21 protein-coding genes and 2 pseudogenes are annotated in these 26,210 nt (G+C 73.2%); 6 read left to right on the top strand and 17 right to left on the bottom strand.

Features of this window, described 5'->3' with window-relative positions:
* Positions 1–71: 71 nt before the first annotated feature.
* The 6 genes from LN042_RS05415 to LN042_RS05390 all read right to left on the bottom strand — a co-directional run bounded on the left by LN042_RS05415 (position 72) and on the right by LN042_RS05390 (position 5,577).
* Positions 72–728, bottom strand: coding sequence for an expansin EXLX1 family cellulose-binding protein (locus tag LN042_RS05415; protein WP_308191766.1), 657 nt, complete (start codon positions 726–728; stop codon positions 72–74).
* Positions 729–1,228: 500 nt separating this feature from the next.
* Complete coding sequence (locus LN042_RS05410; RefSeq protein ID WP_230048904.1) at positions 1,229–1,540, bottom strand: L-rhamnose mutarotase; 312 nt, start codon at positions 1,538–1,540, stop codon at positions 1,229–1,231.
* Positions 1,537–2,550 carry an aldo/keto reductase gene (locus LN042_RS05405; RefSeq protein WP_230049038.1) on the bottom strand — a complete coding sequence of 338 codons (1,014 nt, stop codon included), beginning with the start codon at positions 2,548–2,550 and terminating at the stop codon, positions 1,537–1,539. Before LN042_RS05405 ends, LN042_RS05410 begins: the two co-directional genes overlap by 4 nt.
* A gap of 47 nt (positions 2,551–2,597) precedes the next feature.
* Positions 2,598–3,365, bottom strand: coding sequence for an SDR family NAD(P)-dependent oxidoreductase (locus LN042_RS05400; protein WP_230048902.1), 768 nt, complete (start codon positions 3,363–3,365; stop codon positions 2,598–2,600).
* Positions 3,362–4,717 (bottom strand): L-fuconate dehydratase, encoded by a 1,356-nt coding sequence (locus LN042_RS05395; RefSeq protein WP_230048900.1) that lies wholly within the window; start codon positions 4,715–4,717, stop codon positions 3,362–3,364. The genes LN042_RS05400 and LN042_RS05395 overlap by 4 nt, the downstream gene beginning before the upstream one ends.
* An 8-nt stretch (positions 4,718–4,725) precedes the next feature.
* On the bottom strand, positions 4,726–5,577 hold the full coding sequence (locus LN042_RS05390) for a fumarylacetoacetate hydrolase family protein (RefSeq protein ID WP_230048899.1): 852 nt from the start codon (positions 5,575–5,577) through the stop codon (positions 4,726–4,728).
* A 507-nt stretch (positions 5,578–6,084) separates the two neighbouring features.
* Here LN042_RS05390 and LN042_RS05385 point away from each other — a divergent pair.
* The 3 genes from LN042_RS05385 to LN042_RS05375 all read left to right on the top strand — a co-directional run bounded on the left by LN042_RS05385 (position 6,085) and on the right by LN042_RS05375 (position 9,772).
* The gene (locus LN042_RS05385; protein ID WP_230048897.1) at positions 6,085–7,122 is read left to right on the top strand and encodes a sugar ABC transporter substrate-binding protein; all 1,038 of its coding nucleotides are present in this window, start codon (positions 6,085–6,087) and stop codon (positions 7,120–7,122) included.
* Between the two features lie 78 nt (positions 7,123–7,200).
* The gene (locus tag LN042_RS05380) at positions 7,201–8,757 is read left to right on the top strand and encodes a sugar ABC transporter ATP-binding protein (RefSeq protein WP_230048895.1); all 1,557 of its coding nucleotides are present in this window, start codon (positions 7,201–7,203) and stop codon (positions 8,755–8,757) included.
* On the top strand, positions 8,744–9,772 hold the full coding sequence (locus LN042_RS05375) for an ABC transporter permease (protein ID WP_230048893.1): 1,029 nt from the start codon (positions 8,744–8,746) through the stop codon (positions 9,770–9,772). Before LN042_RS05380 ends, LN042_RS05375 begins: the two co-directional genes overlap by 14 nt.
* Positions 9,773–10,270: 498 nt before the next feature.
* Here the strand turns inward: LN042_RS05375 and LN042_RS05370 are convergent, their stop codons facing one another.
* The 6 genes from LN042_RS05370 to LN042_RS05345 form a co-directional block, all read right to left on the bottom strand.
* Entirely contained in the window at positions 10,271–10,660 is a 390-nt protein-coding gene (locus LN042_RS05370) for a PAS domain-containing protein (protein WP_230048891.1), read from the bottom strand.
* A complete protein-coding gene (locus tag LN042_RS05365; protein ID WP_230049036.1) occupies positions 10,542–10,973 on the bottom strand; it encodes a PAS domain-containing protein in 432 nt (143 codons plus the stop codon). Before LN042_RS05365 ends, LN042_RS05370 begins: the two co-directional genes overlap by 119 nt.
* A 330-nt stretch (positions 10,974–11,303) precedes the next feature.
* Positions 11,304–13,661 carry a beta-xylosidase/alpha-l-arabinosidase gene (locus LN042_RS05360; RefSeq protein WP_230048889.1) on the bottom strand — a complete coding sequence of 786 codons (2,358 nt, stop codon included), beginning with the start codon at positions 13,659–13,661 and terminating at the stop codon, positions 11,304–11,306.
* A gap of 8 nt (positions 13,662–13,669) precedes the next feature.
* Positions 13,670–14,524 carry a carbohydrate ABC transporter permease gene (locus LN042_RS05355; RefSeq protein ID WP_230048887.1) on the bottom strand — a complete coding sequence of 285 codons (855 nt, stop codon included), beginning with the start codon at positions 14,522–14,524 and terminating at the stop codon, positions 13,670–13,672.
* On the bottom strand, positions 14,524–15,495 hold the full coding sequence (locus LN042_RS05350) for a carbohydrate ABC transporter permease (protein ID WP_230048885.1): 972 nt from the start codon (positions 15,493–15,495) through the stop codon (positions 14,524–14,526). Before LN042_RS05350 ends, LN042_RS05355 begins: the two co-directional genes overlap by 1 nt.
* A 31-nt stretch (positions 15,496–15,526) precedes the next feature.
* Positions 15,527–16,909 (bottom strand): extracellular solute-binding protein, encoded by a 1,383-nt coding sequence (locus LN042_RS05345; RefSeq protein WP_230048883.1) that lies wholly within the window; start codon positions 16,907–16,909, stop codon positions 15,527–15,529.
* A gap of 192 nt (positions 16,910–17,101) precedes the next feature.
* Between LN042_RS05345 and LN042_RS05340 the strand changes: the two genes are divergently transcribed.
* Positions 17,102–18,112 (top strand): LacI family DNA-binding transcriptional regulator, encoded by a 1,011-nt coding sequence (locus tag LN042_RS05340; RefSeq protein WP_230049035.1) that lies wholly within the window; start codon positions 17,102–17,104, stop codon positions 18,110–18,112.
* A gap of 262 nt (positions 18,113–18,374) precedes the next feature.
* Here the strand turns inward: LN042_RS05340 and LN042_RS05335 are convergent, their stop codons facing one another.
* The 5 genes and pseudogenes from LN042_RS05335 to xylB form a co-directional block, all read right to left on the bottom strand.
* Positions 18,375–20,219 carry a cellulose-binding protein gene (locus LN042_RS05335; RefSeq protein WP_230048881.1) on the bottom strand — a complete coding sequence of 615 codons (1,845 nt, stop codon included), beginning with the start codon at positions 20,217–20,219 and terminating at the stop codon, positions 18,375–18,377.
* A 162-nt stretch (positions 20,220–20,381) separates the two neighbouring features.
* A pseudogene (locus tag LN042_RS05330) lies at positions 20,382–20,620 on the bottom strand (substrate-binding domain-containing protein); the annotation flags it as partial.
* 138 nt (positions 20,621–20,758) lie between these two features.
* Positions 20,759–21,430 carry a FadR/GntR family transcriptional regulator gene (locus LN042_RS05325; protein ID WP_230048879.1) on the bottom strand — a complete coding sequence of 224 codons (672 nt, stop codon included), beginning with the start codon at positions 21,428–21,430 and terminating at the stop codon, positions 20,759–20,761.
* 362 nt (positions 21,431–21,792) lie between these two features.
* Positions 21,793–22,944: an ROK family transcriptional regulator gene (locus LN042_RS05320; protein WP_230049033.1), complete on the bottom strand. Its 1,152-nt coding sequence runs from the start codon at positions 22,942–22,944 to the stop codon at positions 21,793–21,795.
* 136 nt (positions 22,945–23,080) lie between these two features.
* On the bottom strand, positions 23,081–24,562 hold the full coding sequence (gene xylB, locus LN042_RS05315; RefSeq protein WP_230048877.1) for a xylulokinase: 1,482 nt from the start codon (positions 24,560–24,562) through the stop codon (positions 23,081–23,083).
* A gap of 95 nt (positions 24,563–24,657) precedes the next feature.
* Between xylB and xylA the strand changes: the two are divergent.
* Together xylA and LN042_RS37620 are read left to right on the top strand one after the other, a co-directional pair.
* Positions 24,658–25,831 (top strand): annotated as a pseudogene (gene xylA, locus LN042_RS05310) (xylose isomerase).
* 164 nt (positions 25,832–25,995) lie between these two features.
* The gene (locus LN042_RS37620) at positions 25,996–26,193 is read left to right on the top strand and encodes a DUF397 domain-containing protein (RefSeq protein ID WP_230048875.1); all 198 of its coding nucleotides are present in this window, start codon (positions 25,996–25,998) and stop codon (positions 26,191–26,193) included.
* The last annotated feature ends 17 nt before the right edge of the window (positions 26,194–26,210 follow it).

The raw sequence follows: 26,210 nt of genomic DNA, 5'->3' as shown, positions 1-26,210 counted from the left end.
GTACAGGTCAAAGCCATGTGCGCGCTAACAAAGGGGTGGGAGCATAACAGCCCCCGGCGACTGACAGGGGCTCAGTGCCGGGCGAACTGCAGTCCGGTGGGTTGCGCCACGTCCGGCTGCACGGGGATTCCGTCGACGGTCAGCTGCTGGCCGTAGATGTCGGTGATCCTGATCGCGCCGCCGCAGCCCGTGCCGTCGGTGGAGAGGAAGTAGTTGTAGTCGGTCCGCGGCAGCTGCTGCCAGCCGCCGGGCCCGCGCACCTCCAGCGCCGCCAGCGGGTTCCGGTGGCCGAGCGCCTGGATGCCGCACCACCACTTGCTGGAACCGGACTTGTACCGGATCGAGACGGTGCCCGCGGTGTCGGGGCTCAGCAGCGTCCAGCTGATCGGGAGCCGGCCGACCGACAGGTCGGCGAGCTTGGCGAAGGCCTGCCGGCTGAGGTCGAGTTGACCGGGTGCGCAGGGCGCCGGGCACTCGTTGACGATCCGCACCGTGATGGCGGCACCGCTCGCGGCGCGCACCGACACGTAGGCGCCGCAGGCCTTGGCCGACTCGTAGTCGGTGTGGTTCATCGCCGCGATCATCAGGTCGTCGGAAGGCCCGTACAGGCAGGAGCCGTTGCCGTCACCCGCGGCGTAGGCGGTGGCGACGCCCTGGTTGGTGACACCCGGCTTGATCCGTCCCGCCAGGCCGGCCGTCGCCGGGGCCGTGCCCGCGGTGCCGTTCACGGGGGCCGTCGGGGCGGCCGAAGCCGTGGGCCTTGCCGGCGGTGTCGCCGCGACCGTGTCCGTGGGCGTCGGTGGGGCCGACGGCCGACCGGAGCCCGTGACCGTGGCGGGGGCGTCCGCGCTCGCGCCGGCGGCCGGCGTCGGGGCCCCGGCAGTGGGCGGGACGCTCGCTCGCGGCGCCGCCGCGGAGGTGGCGGACGCCGCAGCGGGGCGCCCGGCACCGGCTCCGCCGCCGCCGGGGACAGCCAGGAGAGCCAGGACCCCGCAGGCCGGCACACCGGCGGTCAGCAGCAGCACCAGGAGCATGCCCCCGGTCGGCCGGAGCCTGCGCCAGGCTCCTGGAGCGGCGTGCTTCGTTGCCTTCATGGCCATCCATTCGGTCGGTCGAGTCGGTGTTCCACCGCTCGGTTGCCGCCGGCCCCGGAAAGGTTGCCGCCCCGCGCCGATTTCTTCGCAGTCCGCCCGAGCCGGCCCCGGTCAGGCCGGGCCCGGGCGGACCGTCACAGTTCCCACACCACCGGGAGGCCGGCCGCCGCGCCCTCGGCGGAGTAGTCGTGGACGACGTCCAGCAGCTCCGCCATCCTGGCCTGCCAGGAGATGTTGACCGGGAGGCCCGCCAACTCGGCGAGCAGGCGGGCGTAGTCCTCGCAGTCCAGCAGGTGGAACAGTTCGGTGCCGCTGCGCCAGATGGTCCAGTCGCGCACCCCGGCGGCGCGGATGGCGGCGGTGAGCGCGGCCGGCACCTCACGGTGGGCCGCCTCGTACTCGGCGATCCGGTCCGGGCGGACGCGGGTGTGCAGGGCGATCCTCAAGACGGCTCCTCCGTTCCGTTCCGCGGGTCCAGGGGCGTCGGCACGCCGGCCGGGAGCAGCCCCTGGTCGGTCAGCTCCTCCCACAGCACGTCCGGCACCGGGTGCCGCAGCATCGCCGCGGCGTCCTCGGCCTGCCCGGCGCTGCGCAGGCCGACCAGCACGCTCGCCACCGCCGGATGCCCGAACGGGAACCGCAGCGCAGCCGCCCGCAACGGGACCCCGTGCCGCTCGCAGACGGCCTTCAGCCGCAGCGCCCGGGCCAGCAGCTCGGCGGGCGCCGCCGCGTAGTCGAAGGTTGCACCCGGCGCCGGGTCGGCGAGCAGGCCGGAGTTGAAGACCCCGCCCACCACCAGGCCCACCCCGCGCTCCGCCGCCACCGGCAGCAGCTCGGCGAGGCCGCGCTGGTCGAGCAGGCTGTAGCGGCCGGCCAGCAGCACCACGTCGATGTCGGTCTCGCGCACGAACCGCGCGGGCAGTTCGGCCTGGTTCATCCCGACGCCGATCGCGCCGAGCACGCCCTCGTCCCGGAGCCGGTGGAGTTCGGGGTAAGCCTGGTCGAGCGCCTGCTCGGCGTGGTCGTCGGGGTCGTGCAGGTAGACGATGTCGATCCGGTCGAGGTCGAGCCGGGCCAGGCTCTCCTCGATGGAGCGGCGCACCCCCGCCGCGCTGAAGTCCCAGCGCCGCCGGTGGGTGGCCGGCACGGCGAAGCCGTCGGCCAGGTCGTCGCCACCGGCTCCCGGCGCCGGTTCCAGGATGCGTCCGACCTTGGTGGAGAGCACGTACTCGGCCCGGGGCCGACCGCGCAGCGCCTCGCCGAGCCGGTGCTCGGAGAGCCCGAGCCCGTAGTGCGGCGCGGTGTCGAAGTAGCGGATCCCCGCCTGCCAGGCGGCGTCCACCGCCTCCTCGGCCTGCGCGTCGCCGACCGGGGTGAAGAGGTTCCCGATCGCGGCGGCTCCGAAGGCGAGTTCGGTCACCGCCACGGCGCTGTGGCCGAGGCCGTGACGGCGCAGCGTCACGCGGTCGGCTGCGGGCCGAGCGCGCCCTCCCGGACGGGCCGTCACCCCTTCTGCTCCGGCCGCAGGCGCAGGCCCACCATTCCGCCGTCCACTGCGAGGGCGGTGCCCGTGGTGCTGCCGGCGGCCGGGGAGGCGAGGTAGGCGATGGCGGCCGCGACCTCCTGGGCCGTCACCAGCCGGCCCGTCGGCTGACGGGCGTTCAGCGCGGCCCGCTCCGCCTCCGGGTCCGCCGCGGCATCCAGCAGTCGGCCCACCCAGGGCGTGTCCACGGTGCCGGGGTTGACGCAGTTCACCCGGATCCCCTCCCGCACGTGGTCGGCGGCCATCGCCAGCGTGAGCGAGAGTACCGCTCCCTTGCTCGCCGAGTAGAGCGCGCGCTGCGGAAGGCCCGCGGTGGCGGCGATCGAGCAGGTGTTGACGATCGCCGCGTGGGCGGAGTGGCGCAGGTGCGGCAGGGCCGCGCGGGTGGTGCGGACGATGCCGAGCAGGTTGACGTCCAGCACCCGGTGCCACTCCCCCTCCGGGTTGTCCTCGACCGTGCCGGCGGCACCGATGCCCGCGTTGTTGATCAGGATGTCGATGCCTCCCAGGCTCTCGGCCGCACCGGCCACCGCGTCCCCGACCGAGACGCCGTCGCTGACGTCGGCGGTGAAGCCGAGCAGCGGTGCGGTGAGCCCGCTCGGGTCGAGGTCGAGCACGGCGACGTCGGCACCGCGTCCGCTGAGCAGCTCGGCGACGGCCAGCCCGATGCCCGAGGCGCCGCCGGTGACCACCGCCTTGAGACCCTCGAGTTCGCTCCGCTCGCTCATGCGGTCAGCTCCTTCGCGGATTCGACGGTGGCGGCGAGGTCGGCGTCGGCGAGGTCGGCGGCCCAGAACGCCCCGGTGGGGTAGGTGTAGGTGGCGATGGTGGCCGGGCGCAGCTCGGCGGAGAAGCCGGGCAGGCTGGGCGCCCGGTAGTGGCCGTCGTCGATCACGACGGGGTCGACGAAGTGCTCGTGCAGGTGGTCCACGTACTCGATGACCCGGTCCTCGATGGTGCCGGAGAGCGCGACGTAGTCGAACATCGACAGGTGCTGCACCAGTTCGCACAGGCCCACCCCGCCGGCGTGCGGGCAGACCGGGATGCCGAACTTCGCGGCCAGCAGCAGGACGGCCAGGTTCTCGTTGACCCCGGCGACCCGCGCGGAGTCCAGCTGGAGCACGTCGATCGCACCCGCCTGGAGCAGTTGCTTGAAGACGATCCGGTTCTGCACGTGCTCGCCGGTGGCCACCTTGACCGGGCTGACGCCGCGTCGGATGGCCGCGTGGCCGAGGATGTCGTCGGGGCTGGTGGGTTCCTCGATCCAGTACGGGTCGAACTCGGCGAGAGCGTTGGTCCACTCGATGGCCTCGGCCACGTTCCACCGCTGGTTGGCGTCGATGGCCATCCGGACGTCCGGGCCGACGGCGGCACGGGCGGTGCGGCAGCGGCGGATGTCGTCGGCCAGGTCGGCGCCGACCTTCAGCTTGATCTGGGTGAACCCGTCGGCCACCGCCTGCTGGGCGAGCCGGATCAGCTTCTCGTCGGAGTAACCGAGCCAACCCGGCGAGGTGGTGTAGGCGGGGTAGCCGCGCCGCAGCAGCTCGGTGGCCCGCTCGGCCGCGCCCTCCCTGCCCCGGCGCAGCAGTTCCAACGCCTCGTCAGGGGTGAGCGCGTCGCTGAGGTAGCGGAAGTCGACCTGGGAGACCAGCCACTCGGGGTCGGCGTCGGCGAGCAGTTGCCAGAGGGGCTTGCCCTCGCGCTTGGCGGCCAGGTCCCAGACGGCGTTGACCACGGCGCCGATGGCCATGTGCATCACGCCCTTCTCGGGCCCGAGCCAGCGGAGTTGGCTGTCGCCGATCAGGTCGCGGTAGAGCGCCCCGGGGTCGGCGCAGAGCTCGGCGACCGACCGGCCCACCACGTGGCCGCGCAGCGCCTGGATCGCGGCCACCTGCACGTCGTTGCCGCGTCCGATGGTGAAGGTGAAGCCGTGGCCTTGCGGGCCGCCGTCCGAGGTGCGCAGGACGAGGTAGGCGGCGGAGTAGTCGGGGTCGGGGTTCATCGCGTCCGACCCGTCCAGCTCCCGGGAGGTCGGGAAGCGGATGTCGTGGGTCTCGATGGCGGTGATCAGGGACAACATGCGGCCTTTCAGGCGGAGGCGAACGTCTGGCGCTGGGTGCCGAGGCCGTCGATGGACAGCTCGACGGTGTCGCCCGCGCGCAGGTACGGGTTGCCGGGCAGGCCCAGGGCCACGCCGGCCGGGGTGCCGGTGTTGATCACGTCGCCCGGGTTGAGCACCATGTACTGGCTCAGGTACCAGACCAGGTGGTCGACGGCGAAGATCATGTGCTTGGTGTTGCCGGCCTGCCGGGCCTCGCCGTTGACGGCGAGGCCCAGGTCCAGCGCCTGCGGGTCGCCGATCTCGTCGGGCGTGACCAGCCAGGGGCCGAGCGGGTTGAAGGACTCGCAGGACTTGCCGAGGTCCCACTGGCCGGAGTACTCCAGCTGGAACTCGCGCTCGGAGACGTCGTTGCTGATCGCGTAACCGGCGATCACCCCGTGGGCCTGGGAGGGTTCGGCGAGGTACTGGGCCCGGCGGCCGATGACCACGGCGAGTTCGACCTCCCAGTCCGTCTTCACGGAGCCGCGCGGGATCGGCACCCGGTCGTAGGGGCCGACCACGGTCGCCGGGTCCTTCAGGAACACCACCGGGCGCTCGGGGATCGCGGCGCCCGTCTCTTCCGCGTGGTCACGGTAGTTGAGGCCGATGCAGACCACCTTGCCCGGACGGGCGACCGGCGCGCCGACCCGCAGGCCGTCCGGGTGCAGCAGCGGCAGCGTGCCGGCCCCGAGCTCCCGGCGGACCCGCTCGATGCCGCCTCCGGCGAGGAAGGCGCCGTCGATCCGCGCGGTCAGCCCGGACAGCGCGTAGCTACACCCGTCCTCGGCGAGGACCGCCGGCGTCTCCGCTCCCGGATCGCCGAGCTGCATCAACTTCATGTCCGAATCTCCTCACGCTTCGAGGGCCACCGCCCCCGTCGCCGAACGCGTCTCGCGGTGACTGCCGCACCGGGCATGCGGGTTGCGCACATCCGACGCCTACCCAGGCGGATACATCCGATCTATGGGCGTGATCTGACAATACGTTTCACCTCCTTGGCGCCGCAAGGAGTCATCCGACGTCTATTCAATCCGTCGGGCTCAAGAGGAGAATTCCGCCTCCACCGGCAGGTCTTGACTCCAGCGCTAGGGCCGAGCCGCCGCGATGTCACATTTGCGAATCTTCAGAGGTCTCCCCTTGTCAGCCGGATTTCCGCCTCATAAGGTCCTGCCTACCACGATCCATCCGATGACTCCAGGAGGGCTCGGCAGCGCCGGCACCCACGCTCCGGCAGCGGCCGGCCCGCCGGGAGACCGTCCTGCCACGCTCCCCACCGGCGGTCCCGACCATCCGTCCCGGCCCCCGCCCCGGGCCCCAGGCCTTCCCAGCCAAGGAGACCACCCACCATGAAGTCTCGCTCCGTCAGAATCGCGGCCACGGCCGCCACCGTCGTCGTGCTCGCGGGCTTCGCCACGGCTTGCGACCGGGGCAGCTCGGCCGCCGCCGGCAAGCCGAAGATCGGCATCGACCTGCCCCGCGCCGACACCGACTTCTGGAACTCCTACGCGCAGTACATCAAGTCCGACGCCTCGTCCCAGGGCCTGGACACCCTGCCGGTCAGCAATTCGCAGAACGACGTGACCAAGCTGGTCGCCAACGTGCAGGTCTTCGAGAACACCGGCGCCAAGGCCGTGGTGATGGCCCCTCAGGACACCGGCGCCATCGCCTCCACCCTCGACGCGCTCGCCTCGAAGAAGATCCCGGTGATCAGCGTCAACACCCGCCCCGACAAGGGGCAGGTCTACATGGTGGTGCGCGCCGACAACCGGGCGTACGGCACCAAGGCCTGCGAGTTCCTGGGCAAGCAGCTCGGCGGCAAGGGCAAGGTCGCCGAGCTCCAGGGCGCCCTCGACTCGATCAACGGCCGGGACCGCTCCGAGGCCTTCGCCTCCTGCATGAAGAGCGAGTTCCCCGGCATCCAGGTGATCGAGCTGGCCACCGACTGGAAGGGCGACGTGGCCTCCGCCAAGCTCCAGTCCACCCTGGCCGCCAACCCCGACCTCAACGGCATCTACATGCAGGCGGGCGGTGCCTTCCTGCAGCCCACCCTCGCCCTGCTCCAGCAGAAGGGCCTGCTCAAGCCCGCCGGCCGGCCCGGCCACATCACCATCGTCTCCAACGACGGCATCCCGCAGGAGTTCGACGCGATCCGCCAGGGCCAGATCGACGCGACCGTCTCCCAGCCCGCCGACCTCTACGCCAAGTACGCGCTCTCCTACGCCGAGGCCGCCGCCGAGGGCAAGACCTTCCAACCCGGCCCCACCGACCACGGCTCCACCATCATCTCCATCCCCAACGGCCTGGAGGACCAGCTGCCCGCCCCGCTGGTCACCAAGGACAACGTCGACGACAAGAGCCTCTGGGGCAACAACGTCGGCCACTGACCGGCCCCGCGCCGCCTCCGGCCGCACCGTGCGGCTGGACCAGCCGGGACCGGGAACCTCCGCGAAAGGACACCCGCCATGGCGGACCCCAGCCCCGTCGTCGAGGCCGACGGGATCACCAAGCGCTTCGGCGCCACCGTCGCCCTCAGCGACGCCCGCATCACCGTCGCCCCCGGCGAGTCGCACGCCCTGGTCGGCCGCAACGGAGCGGGAAAGTCCACCCTCGTCTCGATCCTGACGGGCCTTCAGCAAGCTGACGCCGGCACCCTCCGCTTCAACGGTGAACCCGCGCCGGCCCCTGGCGACACGGATGCCTGGCGGTCCCGGGTCGCCTGCGTCTACCAGCGCTCCACCGTCATCCCCGCGCTCACCGTCGCGGAGAACCTGTTCCTGAACCGGCACGGCCTGAACGGGCAGCGCACCGGCCTGCTGCGCCCCGTCAGCTGGAGGCGCCTGCGGACCCGAGCTGCCGGACTCCTCGCCGAGTACGGCGTCGACGTGGACCCCCGGCTGCGGGCCGAACAACTCACCGTGGAACAGCGCCAGTTCGTGGAGATCGCCCGCGCGCTGTCGTTCGGCGCACGGTTCATCATCCTCGACGAGCCCACCGCCAAGCTGGACGCGCGCGGCATCGAGCTGCTCTTCGCCAAGCTCCGGGAGCTCCAGCGGCAGGGGGTCGCGTTCCTGTTCATCTCGCACCACCTCCAGGAGGTCTACGACCTCTGCACCACCGTCACCGTCTACCGCGACGCCCGGCACATCCTGACCGCGCCGGTCACCGAACTCGCCCACCACGCCCTGGTCGAAGCGATGACCGGCGAGCGGTCCACCGCCACCGAGCCGGCCTGGTCGGCCGGCGGCCGGGCGACCGCCGCAGGCGCAGCGCTCCTGGAGGTCGCGGACCTCGGCCTGGCCGGCGCCTACCGGTCCTGTTCGCTGACCGCCCGCGCCGGCGAGGTGGTCGGCTTGGCCGGCTCGGCCGCCAGCGGCAACGTCCGACTCGGCGAGACCCTGGCCGGACTGCACCGACCGCACACCGGCACCGTGACCGTCGCGGGCCGCGCGGTGCGCACCGGCAGGGTCCCCGCGGCGCTGGCCGCCGGGATCGGATTCGTCCCCGAGGACCGGCACCTCCAGGGCCTGGTCCCGCAGCGCAGCGTCGCCGAGAACGCCACCCTCACCGTCACCGACCAGCTCGGCCCGTACGGCACCGTGCTGCCCTCCCGCACCCGGGCCTTCGCAGCACGGATGATCAGTGACCTGGACATCAAGACGCCCGGCCCCGCCACCCCGGTCGCCGCACTGTCCGGCGGCAACCAGCAGAAAGTCGTCATCGCCCGCGCGCTCGCCACCGAGCCGCACGTGCTGGTCGCGGTGAAGCCGACCAACGGCGTGGACATCAAGTCCAAGGAGTCCCTACTCGGCACGGTTCGCCAGGTCGCCGACGCGGGCCGGACCGCGCTGATCGTCTCGGACGAACTCGACGACCTGCGCGTCTGCGACCGGGTGCTGGCGATGTTCCACGGGCGGATCGTCGCCGAGTTCCCGGCCGGCTGGCGCGACGAACAGCTGGTGGCCGCCATGGAAGGCGTGGCCGACCCCATCGAACCGAAGGACCGTCATGACATCCACTGACCTCGGCCGGCACCCGGACACGCTCGCCCCGGCCACCGGCGGTCGCCGCATCGACCTGGCGCGCTACCGCGACCTGTCGCTCGTACCGGTCCTGCTGGTCCTCGGGATAATCGGCTTCGCGGTCTCACCGGCCTTCCTCACCAGCGACAACCTGCTCGGCGTCGGCCAGCAGGCCACCGAGCTCAGCCTCCTGGTGCTGGCCGAGGCGCTGATCCTGATCGCCGGCCGGATGGACCTCTCGCTGGAGTCCACCATCGGCGTCGCCCCCGTGCTCGCCATGTGGCTGGTGCTGCCCGACCACGGCGGACGGTTCAACGGCATCGGCCTCTTCCCGACCTGGACCGCCATCCCGCTCTGCCTCGCCATCGGCGCGCTGATCGGCGCCGTCAACGGCTTCCTGATCCTCAAGCTGCGGCTGAACGGCTTCATCGTCACGCTCGGCGCGCTCACCCTGCTGCGCGGCCTCCAGGTCGCCGTCTCCCAGGGTCAGTCGATCGTCAACGTGCCGCCCTCGTTCCGCTACCTGGGCTCCAGCAGCTGGCTGGGCGCCCCCGCCGCGATCTGGATCTGCGCCCTGCTCTTCCTGATCGGCGGCTGCGCGCTCGGCTGGCTGCGGCACGGCCGGGCGCTGTACGCGATCGGCGGCAACGCCGAGGCGGCCCGGGCGGCGGGCATCCGGGTGGACCGGATCGTCTGGACCGTGCTGATCCTCGGCGGCACCCTCGCCGCTTTCGCGGGCATCCTCTACACCGGCCACTACGGCTCCATCTCCGCCGACCAGGGCAACGGCTGGATCTTCCAGGTCTTCGCCGCCACCGTCATCGGCGGCGTCAGCCTCAACGGCGGCCGCGGCACCCTGTTCGGCGCCCTGACCGGCGTGCTCACCCTCCAACTGGTCGTCAACGTCATGACGCTGGCCGGGGTCCCGCCGCTGTGGAACCAGTTCCTCAACGGCGCCATCATCATCCTCGCCCTGATCGTCTCCCGCTTCGCCTCCGGCGAGAAGCAGGAGTGACTGATCGTCAGTTCCGAAGTGCCGGCGCCGGCCGACCGGACCGGTGCGATCGACGCCGGCGAGGAGCCGCGATCGCGCCGGTCCGGCAGGCACGGCCGGCGGCCACCCACCCAGCAGGGCCCGGCGGACGCGCGTCTCCCGGAGCCCGATCAGAACGGAGGAACCGTCCCTTGTCCTACAGCATCCGAACGGGCGGACTGGAACGGCACACCGCCGCCGAGATCCTTCGCATCGAGCCCTGGGGGCCGGACGCCGTCCGGGTGCGGGCCTCGGCCGGGACCATCGATCCTGCCGCCCCCGGTGCGCTGGAAAGCCCCGCGCCGTCGCCGCACTGTCGGTGTCCGGCGACGGATGTGCCCGCCTGGTCAACGGCCGCCTCGCCGTCGATGCCTCACCGGACGGTCGGCTGACGTTCCGTCAGGTCGGTCGAGCCGCGAACTCCTCGCCGAGGTCGACGGTGACCAGGTCGACGAAGCCCGGCACCGCGGTCCTGGCCAGTTATTCGGCGGTGCCGACCACGTCGAGGGTCTGTCCGATGCCGCTGGTGGCGTCGTTGAGGATGAGCAGGCGCTGCCTGGCCCAGTACTCGGCGCTCATGTCGAAGCCCCAGTTGGCGACCGCGTGGACCCTGCCCTCGGCGTCCCGGACGGGCCACATGCTGGTGGCCCAGGCATTGGCGTAGGCGCTGCCCAGCGGGCGGAAGACCGTGATCAGGCGCGCGGCTTTCCCGGTCCTGGCCACCTCGGAGAGCTTGTTCGTGTACGCAATGTCATCGAGTTCGGGGATCAGCTCGCGGTACTTCTCGCCCAGCACCTGCTCCTCGGAGTGCGCCATCACCTCGCAGGCGACGGCGTTGACCCAGAGGAACCGCAGCTCGGGGTCGTACACCCCGAGGGCGAACGGGCACTGCTTCGAAGGCGCGGTCGGCGATCACCGGGCGCCGGCCCCACTGCTGGACGGTCATCGCGCGGCCCAGCGTCCGGCCGTCGGGGCCGTGCAGCGGATGGACCGTCACCACGGCGTCCACCGTCGAACCGTCCCGGTGGCGGAAGCTGACGGGGCCCGCGGGGTCGGGGCCGGTGCCGCAGCCCTCGGGGAACCCCTCCGGCGGATCGACGAGCAGGGCGGCGGCGGGTTGCCCGACGGTCTCCCGCGCCGTCCAGCCGAGCAGCTGCCGGCCGCCCCCGCTCCAGCCGGTCACCACGCCGCTGGGGTCCACGACGACGACGGCAGTGGGCGCATCCTGATTGCCGACCGTCTCCACGCGCCACGCCTCCGTCCGGGCAGCCGGGCACGCCGGAAGCGTTCCGGCGCCTGACCTCCAGCCTAGGGCGGGGCCCCGCCCGACGCGCTCCCACTCGGCGAGCCCATTCGGGGCGGCGCGCGGGCGGGGCTGACCGCCCGCCGCCGGTCGGGGCGGCAGGGCGGGGCGGAACCGGGTGCGCGCGTGAACGGGCGGGCCCACCCGGGGTCGGTCGGGACGTCGGTGGACCAGGACGTCGGCCGGCCGAGACGTCGGCCGGCCGAGACGTCAGACGGCCAGGAAGGCGGGGTGCAGCCGCCTGGTGTGGTCCACCTCCCGCACCGGCCCGCTCAGCCGCAGCGGCACCGTGTGCCGGACGTCGGTGCTGGAGGCCGCCAGCCGCAGCTCCAGGCCACCGGGCTCCACGATCCGCCGCCCGGCCCGCCCGGTGAACGACGCCAGGTCCGCCGGCACGGTGATCCGCAACCGGACCCGCTCCCCCGGCTCCAGGCCGACCCGGTGGTAGCCGATCAGCCGCTGCACCGGCTGCACCACCGAGGCGACGGGGTCGTGCAGGTAGAGCTGCACCACTTCGTGGCCGGCCCGCTGCCCGGTGTTCGCCACCGTCAGCAGCAGCTCGAACTCGCCGCCGGTGTCGGTCCGGTCGCGGGTCACCTCGGGTTCGGACCAGGTGAACTCTGTGTAGCCCAGCCCGTGTCCGAAGCCGTAGGCCGGCGTCGGGTCGCTGCTCGACACCGTGCCGGCCTGGGCGAGCCGGGGTGCCAGGTAGCCGGCGGGCTGTCCACCGGGCCGGGCCGGAATGCTGATCGGCAGCCGCCCCGACGGGTTGACTCGGCCGCTGAGCAGACCGGCGACCGCACGGGCGCCCTCCTCCCCCGGGAAGAAGGCCTGGACGATGGCGGCCGCCTCGCCCACCGCCCGCCCGAGCGCGTAGGGGCGACCGGCCAGCAGCACGAGTACCACGGGCGTCCCGGTGTCCAGCAGTGCGTCGAGCAACTGCCCTTGAACTCCCGGGAGTTCGAGGGACTCGGCGTCGCATCCCTCGCCGCTGGTGCCGCGGCCGAACAGCCCGGCGCGGTCGCCGAGCGCGAGCACCGCCACGTCGGCCCAGCGGGCCGCCGCCACCGCCCCGGCGAGGCCCGAGGTGTCGGTGGTGTCGACGCCGGTCCCGGGTGCGGTGACCACGTCCGCCTCGGGGAACTCCTCTCGGACCCGCTGCAGCAGGGTCGGCAGCTCGATGCCGGGCGGCAGGTCGGGGTGCCGGCTGCCGACGTGCACCGGGAACGAGTAGCAGCCCAGCAGCGCCTGCGCGGTGTCCGCGTTCGGTCCGACGACCGCGATCCGGCGCGGCCGGCCCAGCGGGAGGGTGCCGTCGTTGCGGACCAGCACCACCGCCGCCTCGGCGATCCGCTCGGCGAGGGCACGGTTGGCGGGGCCGTCCAGATCGATCCGCCCGCGCGGGTCGGCCTGCTCGCCCTCCTCCCCGTCCAGCACGGCCAGGCCGGCCAGCGCGCCCGGCAGCGGCGACCAGTCCGGGTCGAGCAGTCCGAGCTGCGCTTTCTGCACCAGCACCCGGCGCAGCGCGCGATCGACCAGGGCCTCGTCGATCCGCCCGTCGAGCAGGCCGTCCAGCAGGGGCTGCCCGAAGGTCTTGACGGTCGGCAGCTCCACGTCCACCCCGCTGGCCAGGGCCGTCACTGCGGCCTCGGTCCAGTCGGCGGCGACGCCGTGCAGGAGCTTCAGGAAGGCGATGCCGAAGTAGTCGGCGACCACCGTTCCGGTGAACCCCCAGCGCTCCCTGAGCAGCCCGGTCAGCAAGTCCGGGTCGGCTGCCGAGGGGACGCCGTCCGTGTCGGTGTAGGCGTGCATGACCGAGCGCGGCCGACCCTCCCGCACCGCCATCTCGAACGGGGGCAGCACCACGTCGGCGCGCTCGCGCGGGCCCATCGCGACCGGTGCCAGGTTGCGGCCGGCGCGGGAGGCGGAGTAGCCGGCGAAGTGCTTGAGGGTGGCGACGATCCCGGCCGACTCCAAGCCCCGCACATAGGCGGTGGCGATGGTGCCGACCAGGTACGGGTCCTCGCCGATGGTCTCCTCCACCCGGCCCCAGCGGGCGTCGCGGACCACGTCGAGCACCGGGGCGAGGCCCTGGTGGATCCCGACCGAGCGCAGGTCCCGCCCGATCGCGGCCGCCATCCGGCCGACCAGCTCCGGATCGAAGGTGGCGCCCCAGGAGAGCGGAACGGGGTAGGCGGTGGCGCCCCAGGCCGCGAACCCGGCCAGGCACTCCTCGTGGGCCAGCGCCGGGATGCCGAACCGGTTGGCCGCGGCGATCCGCCGCTGCGACCGGGCCAACGACAGCGCGCCGAGTGCCGGGTCGACCGGCGCCGTACCGAACGGGCGCGTCAACTGGCCCAGCCCGTGCGGCAGTAGGGCTTCGAGATCGACCGGCTCCTCCAGCTCGTGCTGGTGCGGGGCGACTTCGCCACCGTCGCCGGCGGCGCCGACCCAGACGCCGACCAGTTGGGCGATCTTCTCACGGGTCGTCATGACGGCGATCAGGGCGTCGGCCCGCGCCTGCGGGTCGAGCTTCGGGTCGCGCCAGGGCTGGGCGTCTTCCGTCACTGGTTCCCTCACTTTCCGCCGACCCCCATCAGCCCCTGGACCAGGGCGCGGCGGGCGAACAGGTAGACGCCGAGCACGGGCAGCATCGACAGCACCACGGCACTGAGCAGGCCGGGCGCGTTGACCCCGTGCTCGGTCTGGAAGCTGTAGAGACCGAGGGTGACGACCTTGGTCGAGTCCGACTGGGTGAGCACCAGGGGGAAGAGGAAGCCGTTCCACGCCTGGAGCGAGGCGAACACCACGATGGTGGCGAGTCCGCCCCTGGACAGCGGCAGCACCAGTTGCCGGAACACCCGCCACGGCGAGGCGCCGTCCACCGCCATCGCCTCGTACAGCTCCGGGGTGATGTCGCGCATCGCCCCGGTGAGGATCAGGGTGCAGATCGGCAGGCTGAAGGCGGCGGTGGGCAGCACCACGCCGGTCAGGTCGTCGTACAGGCCGGCCTTGCTGATCAGGTAGAACATCGGGACGATCACCGCCTGGGCCGGCACCGCGAGGCCGAGCAGGAAGACCCGGAACACGGTGCGCACGCTGCGCCGGCGGCTGCGCACGATGGTGTAGGCCAGCGGCGGCACCAGCAGCAGCACCAGGGCGACCACGCTCACCGTGACCACGCAGGTGTTGACGAAGTCCTGGGCGAAGCCCTGGGACAGGGCGTCGGTGTAGTTCGTCAGGGTCAGCCGCTTCGGGAGGGTCAGCGGGCCGTTGGTGGCGTAGTCCGACTGGGTGCGCAGGGTGGTGGTCAGCAGCACCGCCAGCGGCAGGCCGACGATGCCGAGCCAGAGCAGCGAGCCCAGCCCGGCCAGGTAGTTCGGGCGGACCGGCCGGCCGGTGCGGGATCCGGGCATTCGGGGATGGCTCATCAGATGCCCTCCGCGCCGGCGCGCATGGCGTCGTAGCCGGACAGCCGCACCATCGCCAGCGAGACCAGCGTGGCCACCACCACCAGCACCAGCGCGATCGCCGAGGCCCCGCCGAAGTCGAAGCTCTTGAAGCCCTGTTGGTACATGTAGTAGGCGCTGATCGTGGTCTCCGTCCCCGGGCCGCCCTGGGTGAGGATCAGCACGGTGTCGAAGGTGGTCAGGCCGCCGACGACCATCAGGACGGTCGAGGTGACCATGGTGGTGCGCAGTTGCGGGAGCGTGACGTGCCAGAACTGCCGTAGCCGACCGGCGCCGTCGATGGCGGCCGCCTGGTGGAGCACCTGCGGGATCGCGCGGGCGCTGCCCTGGTAGATGAGCGTGTGCAGCGGGGTCCACTGCCAGGCGCCGACGAAGGCGAGCACCCCGATGGCGCCGTCACGGCTGCCGAGCAGGTTGCCGTCGCCGAACAGCCAGGGTGCCTGGGCGGGCAGGCCGAAGTTGGGGTCGAGCAGCGCCCGCCAGAGCACCGAGACGGCGGTGGCGGAGAGCAGCAGCGGCACGAAGTAGATCGCGGACAGGATCGCCCGGTTGCGCTGGTGGCCGGCGGCCCAGACCCCGAGCAGCAGGCTGATCGGGGTCTGCAGCAGCACTCCCAGCGCGGTGAGCAGCGCGCTCAACCAGAGGCTCTTCAGCATCACCGGATCGTGCAGCAGGGCGGTCCAGTTGGCCAGTCCGGCGGCGCGCGGTGCGCCGATGCCGTTCCAGGTGGTGAACGAGAGCACGGCGACCAGGGCCAGCGGGACCAGGGCGAACACGGTGAAGAAGGCGGTGGCGGGCAGCGCCCAGACCAGGCCGGGACGGGTCAGGCCGGCCGGGCCCGAACGGGTCCGGGCGGCGCGGTCCGCCCGGGTCCGGTCGGCCCGGCCTGGACGGGTGGGGCCGGCGCGGTCGGGCGTGGGTGAACGGGTCATCGGTCCAGACCTCCGTACTCGGCCGGGTGGCTCAGGGGGTGGGGAGGGCCTGCATCGCCTGGATGAAGCCGTTGGCGTCCAACTGGCCGTCGAAGAAGCGCTGGACGGCCTGGTGGATCGGGGTCATCGCGGACGGCGGGTAGGCCTGGTCCCAGGAGAGCTGGAAGGAGGGGGCCCGCTTCACCAGGTCGTACTGGTACTGCGAGTACGCCGGACTCGCCGAACCGGACAGGAAGTCGGGGGTGTTGGTGGTGGTCGGCAGGTTGCCGATGGCCAGCTGCGCCTTCACGAACTCGTCCGAGTACATCAGCTTGAGGAACTGGGCCACGGCGTCCGGGTACTTGGTGGTGCTGCGCACCGAGTAGAAGTTGTTGGTGTTGCCCACCAGGTCGTTCGGGTCGCCCTGGCCGTCGGCCACACCCGGGAAGGCGCCGTAGCCGAGCTGGTCCTTGGCGAAGTCGGGGTTTGCGGACTGCTGGGTGGCGTACTCCCAGGAGCCCATCAGCTCGAACGCGGCCTTGCCCTTGGCCAGCAGGGCCGGTGAGCCGCCGTCGGTGAACTTGACCGAGTCGTAGGTGGTGCCGAAGGCGCCGGCGTCGATCAGTTGCTTGAGCAGGCCGAGCGCCTTGGTGCTCTCCGGGCTGTTCCAGGCGCTCTTGTCGCCGCCGACGGCCTTCTGGAACAGGCCGGGGCCGGCCTCCCGGTCGAAGAGGTACTCGAACCACATCAGTTCGGGCCACTGGTCACCGCCGCCGAGCGCGATCGGGGTGATCCCCTTTGCCTTCAAGGTGCGGATCTCGTCCAGCAGTTGGTCCCAGGTGGTGGGCGGGGTCAGTCCGGCGTCGGCGAGCACCTTCTTGTTGTCGAAGAGCAGCACCGGCTGGGTGCCGCGCATCGGGACACCGTAGGACTTGCCGTCCACGACGGCGGTGTTGAACACCGAGGGCAGGAAGTCGGCCTTCAGCGCCGGATCCTTGGCGATCATGTCGTCCAGTGGCATCAGCAGCCCGGCCTTGACGAACGGCGCGATGCTGCCGCCGCCCCAGTTGAAGAACACGTCCGGAGCCTGCGGGTTGTTGATGACGGTCTGCAGCTTGGTCTGGTAGTCCGCGCCGGGAATGGTGTCGAGCACCGCCCTGACCTTGGAGGTCTTGTTGAACGTGTCGACGATTCTCTTCTCGACGGTGTTGCCCGCGTCCCCGTAGACGAGGACGTGGATGACGCCCGAGCCGCTCGCCCCGCCGGCGCTGCCGGAGCCGCAGCCGGTGACCAGCGAGAGCGCGGCCGCGCAGACCACGGCGGTGGCGGCCAGGGAGGTGCGGGAAGGCCCGGGGGCGCGGGAAGGGCGGGAAGGGCGGGAAGGGCGGGAAGGGCGGGAAGCCCGACGGTGGAGGGCGGTCGAGACGTGCCTCATCGCCTGCTCTTTCGATTGTTTCGGATTGATGACCGAATGTTGTGGGGAAACGTAAGCCGGGTGCCTGAGTGCGTCAAGACTTCGCACAGGCCCACCTTGCCGCTCCCGGGCGTCGAGCAGGGGGCTACCATCCGTGCTGTGAAGCGTTCAGGAAACGGGAGTTCGCAGGCAGCAGCCAACGAGGAGGCGGCCGTGACGGGAACGGCGACGCTGGCGGAGATCGCCAGAGAGGCCGGGGTTTCGGCTCCGACAGTTTCGAAGGTCTTGAACGGCCGGGCCGACGTCGCCCCGGCCACTCGGGAGCGGGTGGAGGAGCTGCTCCGGGCGCACGGCTACCGCCGGCGGCGGGGCACCGGCCACGCCGCGCCGCTGCTGGAGCTCGTCTTCCACGAGCTGGAGAGCCCCTGGGCGATGGAGGTGATCCGCGGCGTGGAGAACGTGGTCCGCGAGGAGGGGCTGTCGGTGGTGCTGTCCGAGTCCTCCGGGCGGCTCAGCATCGGCCAGTCCTGGGTGGACGGGGTACTGGCCCGCCGGCCCACCGGCGTGGTGCTGGTGCTCTCCGGCCTGGACCCGGCCCAGCGGGAGCAACTCACCAGCCGGGACATCCCGTTCGTGGTGATGGACCCGGCCGGCGACCCGGGCCAGGAGGTGCCGGCGGTCGGCGCCACCAACTGGACCGGCGGCCTGGCGGCCACCCGCCACCTGCTGGAGCTGGGCCACCGGCGGATCGCGGTGATCGCCGGGCCGGGCCGGATGATGTGCAGCCGGGCCCGGGTGGACGGCTACCGCGCGGCCCTGGAGACGGCCGGTGTGCCGTTCGACCCGGCGCTGGTGCGCGAGGGCGACTTCCACCACGAGGCCGGCTACCTCGCCGGCCTGGAGCTGCTGCGCGGCCCGGACCGCCCCACCGCGGTCTTCACCGGCAACGACCTCCAGGCGCTCGGGCTCTACCAGGCGGCCCGCGAACTGGCCCTGCGGATCCCCGAGGACCTGAGCGTCGTCGGCTTCGACGACCTCCCGCTGGCCCGCTGGGTCGGGCCGCCGCTGACCACGGTCCGCCAACCGCTCACCGAGATGGCCGAGGTGGCCACCCGGATGGTCCTCGACCTGGCCCGCGGCAGCCGACCGAGCACCCTACGGGTGGAGCTGGCGACCACCCTGGTGGAGCGCGGCAGCACCGCCGCGGCGCCGGCCGGCTCCTGACGCCCCGTCGCGCGCTCGCCCGGGCTCCCGTCCGTCTGGCGATCGGCAACGGTATCGAAACATTCGAAGCCGGTTATGCTCGGTCGTCGCCATGAAGTCAGGCCGGCGGCGCGGGGCCGAAGAACCGACTCTGCCGGTGTCGGTTCGCCGTCCGAGTGGACGGAGTGCACGTGGCAGTCCCCGCGGCACCGATGCGCCCCACGGCCCGGCGCACCCCACTGGCGGGTGGGGTGCGCCGGGCCGCCGACGGACTGAGGCGGCGTCACTTGGCGTGGGCACCCCTGCGGCGGCGTCCGCGCAGGACCAGCACGCTGCCGGCGCCGATGGCGATCAGGCCGCCGACAGCGCTGTAGAGGACCGCGCTGCTCATGCCGGTGAAGGCCAGGCCGCCGGCCGTGCTGGTCTCGGTCGGCTTGGCGTTCGGCGTGGCGCCCGCGCTGCCCTGGGCGGGCCGGCCGACGGCTCCGGCGGCCGCGGCCTGGGCGCGACTGCCGACCGTGCCGGCGGCCGAGGGAACCGGCGCGGCGGCGGTGGGCGCGGGGGCGGTCGCGGTCGGCGGCGCGGCGGGCGACGGGCTGGTGGCCGCGCCGGCCGTCGAGGCGGGCTTGAGCTGGAGGGTGGTGATCGAGTACGGCGGGAGCGTCTGACCGGCCGCCGTGCCCTGCGCCGCCGTGGTCAGGGCGGTGGCGCCCTTGGTGTAGGAGACGGTGGTGACGGTGCCCGGAGCCGGGGTGTACCCGGTGTAGGAGAGCGACACCTGCGCGGCGTTCCGCGGGTCCTTGTTGATCAGCATCACGTTCAGGCCGCCGTTGGCGGTGCGCACGGCGTGCACGGCGACCGAGGGGTTCGCAGAGGAGGACTTGACCATGGTGTCGCCGGGCTGGGCCAGCGCGGTCAGCGAGCGGATGCCCCAGTAGCTGGGGAAGGGGGTTTCGCGGGCCGGTTCGCAGGTCCCGCCGGAGCATCCTCCGACGGAGAGCACGCCGCCGTCCTGGTAGTCGGTCTCGCCGTTGACGATGGTGGGCTTGCCCGGGCCGTTGTGCAGGTCCCACCAGTCGACGTTGACGGCGCCCTGCTCGAGCCAGCTCATGTACGTGTCCGGCGCGAACAGCGCCGCGGTCTGGCTGGTCTGGGCAGGCGACATGGCGCTGTCGGTCTCGGTGATCGCGATCTCCACCGAGGCGGCGTGCGGGCCCGCGTAGGCGTTGAGCAGGGAGCGGACCGCGGCGGTGGTGCCGGGGATCTGTGCCGGGGTGTTCAGGATGTCGGCCGTGCCGGCGCCGGTCGGATACCAGTGGATGATCACGAAGTCGATCGACTTGCCCACGATGGAGAGCACCGTGCGGTTCCAGTCGGCGTTGTCGCCACGGGCCGTGATCCCGTCCGGCCAGGAGCCCGGGGTGGTGAGCACCGCCCCGATCTTCACCGTCGGGTCCACGGCCTTCATCGCCTTCGCGTAGGCGAGCAGGTTGGTGGCGTACGCCGTCGGGCTCGTGTCGGCGTGGGTGTCCACCTCCCATTTGCTGCCGTAGTGCCCGTTGCCGGGGATCTCGTTGCCGATCTCCCAGTACTTGACGCCGTAGCCCTTGTCGACGTTGGCGTACTTGACCCAGTCGGCGGCCTCCTGGGCTGTGCCGGAGCCGTAGTTGGCGGTGATGATCGGCTGGGCGCCGACCGCCTTCGCGGTGGCCATGAAGTGGTCGAAGTCGGTGCCGGGTGCGGCCCAGCTGCCGCCGGTGACGGTGTGGGTCTTCCAGTGGTAGGCATCGGCGACCGAGCCGCCGGGGAAGCGCAACTGCCGCACCCCGGCCGCCTTCATCAGCGAAGCCGCCGAGGAGTCGTTCATGTAGGTGTCGTAGACCGCGGTGTTGAGTCCGACCGCGCCGCTGGGCACGGTGCCCAGCGCGGCGCCGGCGTCGACGGTGACCGCGACGGTCGGCGCGGCGCTCGCCCCGGGCGCCAGGGCGCCCGCGCCGGCCCCGGCCAGCAGAGCCGCCACCGCCCCGGCCGCGATGCGGCGGCGGGTGCGGCCACGGCGGTGCGTGCGGCCCCCGGGCTCGGGCTGCTGCAGGGGCCGCGCGGCGGTTGTCGGGTCGTCAGGTGACACGTGTGGCTCCCGATCGGAGTGCGTGGATACGGCCGGGCGCGGCGAGCTGACAGCGGCTCACCCGCGTCCTTCACCCCTCAGTGGCCGCCCGGCGCGGAAAGGTTGCCGTCCTGCTCGATTTCTTTCGGACCGTCCCGCCCGGCTCGATCGCGTCGCCGCGGGTGCGGACTCGCGTACGGTCATCCTGGTCGGGAGGATGGGCGGGCTCGGCTCCTGCCCCTCGACGGCTGCCACGAGCGTGCGCGCCGGTTCGTGTCCGAGCGAACGCGCCGGTTGGTGAACGGTCGTCAGCGGCGGGTCCGCGCACGAGGCGGCGGCGAGGTCGTCGAAGCCGATCCGGCGACGTTCTCGGGGAGGCGCCGACCGTGCCGGCGCAGCGTGCGCAGCGCGCCCGGCGCCATGCCTCGTTGGCCGCGGCGGCTACTGAGCGGGGGAGACCCTCGTGAGTCCGCGCATCCCGCGCTCGTTGCTCCCCGCCGACGGCACCCGCCGCCGGCCGCACGCGTCCCGCGGCGGCTCACAGCGTCCGGCGGCGCCGGTCACAGCGCCTTGCGCAGCCAGTCCACCACGCCGCCGACGTGCACCGCCGCGCGGACCTTGGCGGTCTCCACGTCGTGCGCCACGAGCGCGTCGAGCAGCGCACGGTGCTCGGCCATGGTCCGCTCCGCGGCCTGCGCCTGCGTGACGCCCCGCCAGATCCGGGCGCGGGCCGTCCGGTGGGCCAGTGAGTCCAGCAGCGAGGCGAGCACGGCGTTGCCGCTCGCCCGGGCGATCAGCCGGTGGAACTCCAGGTCGTTCGCCACCAGTTCCTCGACCGTCGCGTCCGGTCCGACGCCGTCGAGCAACTCGGCCATCTCGGCCAGTTGCTCCTCGGTCGCCCACTGGGCGGCCAGCCCGGAGGCCGCCGCCTCCAGCACCGACCGCACCTGGAACAACTCCACCACCGACTCGTCCTGGTGCAGGTCCAGGATGAAGGTGAGCGCCTCCAGCAGCAGCGACGGCTCCAGACTGGTCACGTAGGTGCCGTCGCCCTGCCGCACGTCCAGCACGTTGAGCAGGGACAGCGCCTTCACCGCCTCCCGCAGCGAGTTCCGCGAGAGCCCCAGCTGCGCCGCCAGGTCGGGCTCCTTGGGGAGCCGGTCGCCGGGCTTGAGGTGGCCGGAGAGGATCATCGACTTGATCTTCTCGATGGCCTCGTCCGTCACTGCCACGTCAGTGCCTCCCAGCGCTCGGATGTCCGACCGGCCATTATGCCCCTCCGCCCGGGCAGGGGCCGGGCCGCGGTGGTTCCCGCCCAGCACCGCCGACGGGACGGCAGCAGACCAGCCGCCGGTCCGGCGAGCCGGGGAGCCACCGGGCCGGCCCCGGTGCTGCGGCCGGGTGAGCCACCGGGCCGGCCGCGGCACTGCGGCCGGGTGAGTCGTCGGGCAACCGGGTCGGGCCCGGCCGACCAGGCAGCCGGGTGGCTCGGGACCGCAGCCGTCGAACCGGTCGAGCGACACGCCACCGGATCGAGTTCGACCAGCCCGTGGCAGGGCAGTCGGCACGGCGAGGCCACAGCCGGGCGAGCCGGTCAGGCGAGGGGCAGCCGGGTCGGGTCCCCGATGATCTGGCGGGCCGTCAACAGGGCGGCGCCGAGCAGCGCGCCGCGCCGCCCCAGCGCCGAGGGGCGCAGGGCTTCGGGCGGCCACGGCCGGACCGTGACCCGGGCGGCCAGCTCCGCCCGGACCGCCGGCAGCAGCCAGTCGGCGAGCTCGGCGTAGGCGCCGCCCAGCACCAGGCCGTCCGGGTCGATCAGGTTCACCGCCGAGGCGAGCGCGAAGCCCAGGGCGCGCCCGGCGCGTTCCAGGGCCCGCAGGGTCGCCCGGTCCCCGGCGCCCGCCCGCTCGGCCAGCAGGGCGACCGGGTCGCCGGACCCGGCGAGCCCGGCCTCGCGCAGCACGGCCGCCTCGCCCGCGTACTGCTCCAGGCACCCGCGCGAACCGCACGGGCAGGGCTCGCCGTCCGGGTGGATGGGGATATGGCCGAGCTCGCCGGCGAAGCCACGGGCGCCCCGGAACAGCTGCCCGTCGACGACCATGGCGGCGCCGATGCCGGCCTCGGCGGAGACGTGCACGAAGGTCTCGGCGCCGTGTTCGGCTTGCCAGTACTCGGCCAGCGCGCCGAGGTTGGCCTCGTTCTCCGGTACGGGCACGGTGTCCGGTTCGGGCCAGTGGTCGGCGGGGCGGACGGCGTGCCACCCCAGGTTGGGGGCGTGCTCGATCAGCCCCTGCCCCGCGTTCGGCACCACGCCCGGCACGGCCAGCACCCGGCCTTCGACGCGCAGGCCGAGCCCGGCCGCCTCGGCCTCCGCCTCGGCGCCGAGCGCGGCGACCTCCGCCAGCACCCGCCCGGCGGGCCGGCCCGCGTTGGTGCGCTCCACCCGGCGCCACACCCGGGGTTCGCCGCGCAGGTCCACCACGCACGCACCCAGGTGCGTGACGCCGACCTCCAGTCCGAGGCCCGCCGGTCCCCGGTCGTTCACGGACAGCGCCCGGCCGGGCCGGCCGACCCGGCCGCTGGGCGCGGTCTCCGCCTCGGTCAGCGCGCCGCGGCCGATCAGCTCGTCGACCAGCGAGGAAACCGCCGCCCTGGTCAGCCCGGTGAGCCCGGCGACGTCGGCCCGGGAGAGCGGACTCTGGCCGGCGACCGTCCCGAGCACCACGGCGAGGTTCTGCCGGCGCATGTCCTGCTGCGAGGCCGGCCCGCCCTCCGAACTCCTGAACACTTCGCCGACCGCCACTGAGCGCCTTCCCTCCTACCCGTCCCGCGCCGGGGCGCCCAGCGACGCTCCCGCCCGACGCAGGGTATCCGTGATCCTCTCAAGCGCCGCACCGGCCGGCGCCACCGGCTCCAGCGCCGGTCTCGCGCCTTCGCTGCTCCCCCACCACAGCACCCTGCAACGCCCCTGCCCGGCGCAGCGTGTCCGCGATCCTCCCAACCGCCACACCGTCCCGCGCCACCGGCTCCAGCACCAGCCCGTCGGCCGTCCGCCAGCGCCGTGCCACCGCATCGGCCGCCTCGCCGGTCAGCAGCGCGGCCGCCTGCGCCGCGGCGCCGAGTGCCACCAACTCACCGGCGGCCGGCACCTGGACGGCGCGGCCGCTCAGGCGCAGGACGGTCCGCTGCCATGCCCTCCCTCGGGCGCCGCCGCCGATCAGCAGCAGCGGTACGTCCTGGTCGGGGCTCTCCCCCGCCACGCGCAGCACATCGTCCAGGGCGGTGAGCAGGGCGTGGGCCGCGCCGTCGTAGGCGGCCTGGAGCAGCTGGCCGGGAGTGGTGTCGTGGCGCAGGCCGTGCACCAGGCCGGAGGCGCCGGGCAGGTCGGGGGTGCGCTCGCCATCGAGGTAGGGCAGCACTACGACGGTGCCGCCGGCCTCGACGTCCTCGCGGTCGCGGCCGAGCAGCGCGGCGAAGCGGTCGACGGCCAGCGTGCAGTTGAGCGTGCAGGCGAGCGGCAGCCAGTCGCCGAGGGCGTCGGCGAAGCCGGCCACCGTCCCGCTCGGGTCGGTGGGCCGTCTGCGGCCGACGGCGTAGACGGTGCCGGAGGTGCCGAGGCTGAGCACCGGCTGACCGGGCGTCAGACCGAGTCCGAGCGCGGCGGCCATGTTGTCCCCGGTGCCGGTGGCGACCAAGGCGCCCTGACGCACCGGCAGGTCTGGGCCGACGGCTCCGGCCCGCTCGCCCGGGGGGAGGACCGGCGGCAGCAGCGCGGGGTCGAGGCCGATCCGGTCGAGGACCTCCCGGTCGTAGCCGTCCGGGCCCCACCATCCGGTTCCCGAGGCGTCGCCACGGTCCGTCGCCGGCTGTCCGGTCAGACGCTCCGTCAGGAAGTCGTGCGGCAGCCGGACGGCGGCGACCCGGTCGGCGGCCGCGGGCTCGTTGGCACGCAGCCAGGCCCACTTGGCGGCGGTGAAGGCGGCGGTCGGGACGCTGCCGGTGCGGCGGGCGATCTCCTCCCGCCCGAACCCGTCGCGCAGCACCGCGGCCTGGGGCGCGGACCGGACGTCGTTCCACAGCAGCGCCGGGCGGACCGGCCGGCCGGCCGCGTCCAGGGCCACCAGGCCGTGCTGCTGCCCGGCGACCGACACGGCGTCCGCCTGGCCCGCCCAGCCGGTCCCGGCCACCGCCTCGCCGAAGGCCCGCCACCACTGCTCGGGGTCGCTCTCCCGGCCGGCCCCGTCGCTGACCGTGTGCGCGGCGCGCCCCTGGCCGAGCACGGCGCCGGTGTCGAGGTCGACGGCGAGGGCCTTCGTGGACTGGGTGGAGCTGTCTACTCCGATGACGACCCGCTGTGTGGCCATGTCTTCCTCCGGGGGTTTCTTCTGACGCCTCGGCATACTAATTTGTTTTTCGCCATGACAAACAGCCCCACGGCGAAAGAACTGGAGCCGCTCCGATGACCAGCGACCCGCTCGTCCCCACCCCCGCGCACAAGTTCACCTTCGGCCTGTGGACCGTCGGCTGGCAGGGGCGGGACCCGTTCGGCGACGCCACCCGTCCGGCCCTCGACCCGGTCGAGACCGTGCAGCGGCTGGCCGCGCTCGGCGCCCACGGCGTCACCTTCCACGACGACGACCTGATCCCGTTCGGCTCCTCCGGGGCCGAGCGCGAGCAGACCGTCAAGCGGTTCCGGGCCGCCCTGGAGGCGGCCGGCCTCAAGGTGCCGATGGCCCACCACCAACCTGTTCACCCACCCCGTCTTCAAGGACGGGGCGTTCACCGCCAACGACCGCGACGTGCGCCGCTACGCCCTGCGCAAGACCATCCGCAACATCGACCTGGCCGCCGAGCTCGGCGCCTCGGTCTACGTCGCCTGGGGCGGGCGCGAGGGCGCGGAGTCCGGCGCGGCCAAGGACGTGCGCACCGCGCTCGACCGGCTCAAGGAGGCCTTCGACCTGCTCGGCGAGTACGTCGAGCAGCAGGGCTACGACCTGCGCTTCGCCATCGAGCCCAAGCCCAACGAGCCGCGCGGCGACATCCTGCTGCCCACCGTCGGCCATGCGCTTGCCTTCATCAACGAGCTGGAGCACCCCGACCGGGTCGGCCTCAACCCGGAGGTCGGCCACGAGCAGATGGCCGGCCTGAACTTCCCGCACGGCATCGCCCAGGCGCTGTGGCACGGCAAGCTGTTCCACATCGACCTCAACGGCCAGTCCGGCATCAAGTACGACCAGGACCTCCGGTTCGGCGCCGGCGACCTGCGCCAGGCCTTCTGGCTGGTCGACCTGCTGGAGTCGGCCGGTTACGAGGGCCCGAAGCACTTCGACTTCAAGCCCCCGCGCACCGAGGACTTCGACGGTGTGTGGGCGTCGGCGGCCGCCTGCATGCGCAACTACCTGCTGCTCGCCGAGCGTTCCCGCGCCTTCCGCGCCGACCCCGAGGTGCAGGCCGCGCTCGCCGCGTCCCGCCTGCCCGAACTCGCCGTCCGCACCGCCGAGGACGGCCTGGCCGGCCTGCTGGCCGACCGCACCGCCTTCGAGGAGTTCGACGTCGAGGCGGCGGCGGCCCGGGGCATGGCCTTCGAGCAGCTCGACCAGCTGGCCTTGGAGCACCTGCTCGGCGCCCGCTGATGCCCGACGCCCGCTGACCGGGTGCGTGCCGCTGCCGGCGGAGCGGCACGCACCTGCCCGGAGGACGCCCTGTCAGAGCGGCCGGGGGCCCGCCGACCTGTGACGAAGGCGCTGTCACAGGCCGCATCCATCGCTCTGATTCGTAAAGTGCGGAAGGAATACCCGTGACCCCCACGCCTGAGTGGTTCAAGTCCAGCTACAGCAGCAACGGCGGCGCGTGCGTCGAGGTGGCCGCCAACATCCTGGGCACCATCCTCGTCGGGACTCCAAGGACCCCGTCGGGCCCGCACTCGCCTTCAGCCCCGAGGGTTTCGAACGCCTTCGTCCAGGGCGTAAAGAGCCGCGCCTTCCGCGGCGCCTGACGCCCAGCAGCGCCGGC

The organism is Kitasatospora humi, assembly GCF_020907985.1.
Classification (GTDB): Bacteria; Actinomycetota; Actinomycetes; order Streptomycetales; family Streptomycetaceae; genus Kitasatospora; species Kitasatospora humi.
This window is presented reverse-complemented; position numbering and strand designations above follow the sequence as displayed.

Bases quoted from the DNA above. Each gene is read 5' to 3' on its own strand.
- LN042_RS05400 (WP_230048902.1), bottom strand. From the start codon at position 3,365: ATGAGCGAGCGGAGCGAACTCGAGGGTCTCAAGGCGGTGGTCACCGGC.
- LN042_RS05395 (WP_230048900.1), bottom strand. From the start codon at position 4,717: ATGTTGTCCCTGATCACCGCCATCGAGACCCACGACATCCGCTTCCCG.
- LN042_RS05390 (WP_230048899.1), bottom strand. From the start codon at position 5,577: ATGAAGTTGATGCAGCTCGGCGATCCGGGAGCGGAGACGCCGGCGGTC.
- LN042_RS05385 (WP_230048897.1), top strand. From the start codon at position 6,085: ATGAAGTCTCGCTCCGTCAGAATCGCGGCCACGGCCGCCACCGTCGTC.
- LN042_RS05380 (WP_230048895.1), top strand. From the start codon at position 7,201: ATGGCGGACCCCAGCCCCGTCGTCGAGGCCGACGGGATCACCAAGCGC.
- LN042_RS05375 (WP_230048893.1), top strand. From the start codon at position 8,744: ATGACATCCACTGACCTCGGCCGGCACCCGGACACGCTCGCCCCGGCC.
- LN042_RS05355 (WP_230048887.1), bottom strand. From the start codon at position 14,524: ATGAGCCATCCCCGAATGCCCGGATCCCGCACCGGCCGGCCGGTCCGC.
- LN042_RS05350 (WP_230048885.1), bottom strand. From the start codon at position 15,495: ATGACCCGTTCACCCACGCCCGACCGCGCCGGCCCCACCCGTCCAGGC.
- LN042_RS05345 (WP_230048883.1), bottom strand. From the start codon at position 16,909: ATGAGGCACGTCTCGACCGCCCTCCACCGTCGGGCTTCCCGCCCTTCC.
- LN042_RS05320 (WP_230049033.1), bottom strand. From the start codon at position 22,944: ATGCGCCGGCAGAACCTCGCCGTGGTGCTCGGGACGGTCGCCGGCCAG.
- xylB (WP_230048877.1), bottom strand. From the start codon at position 24,562: ATGGCCACACAGCGGGTCGTCATCGGAGTAGACAGCTCCACCCAGTCC.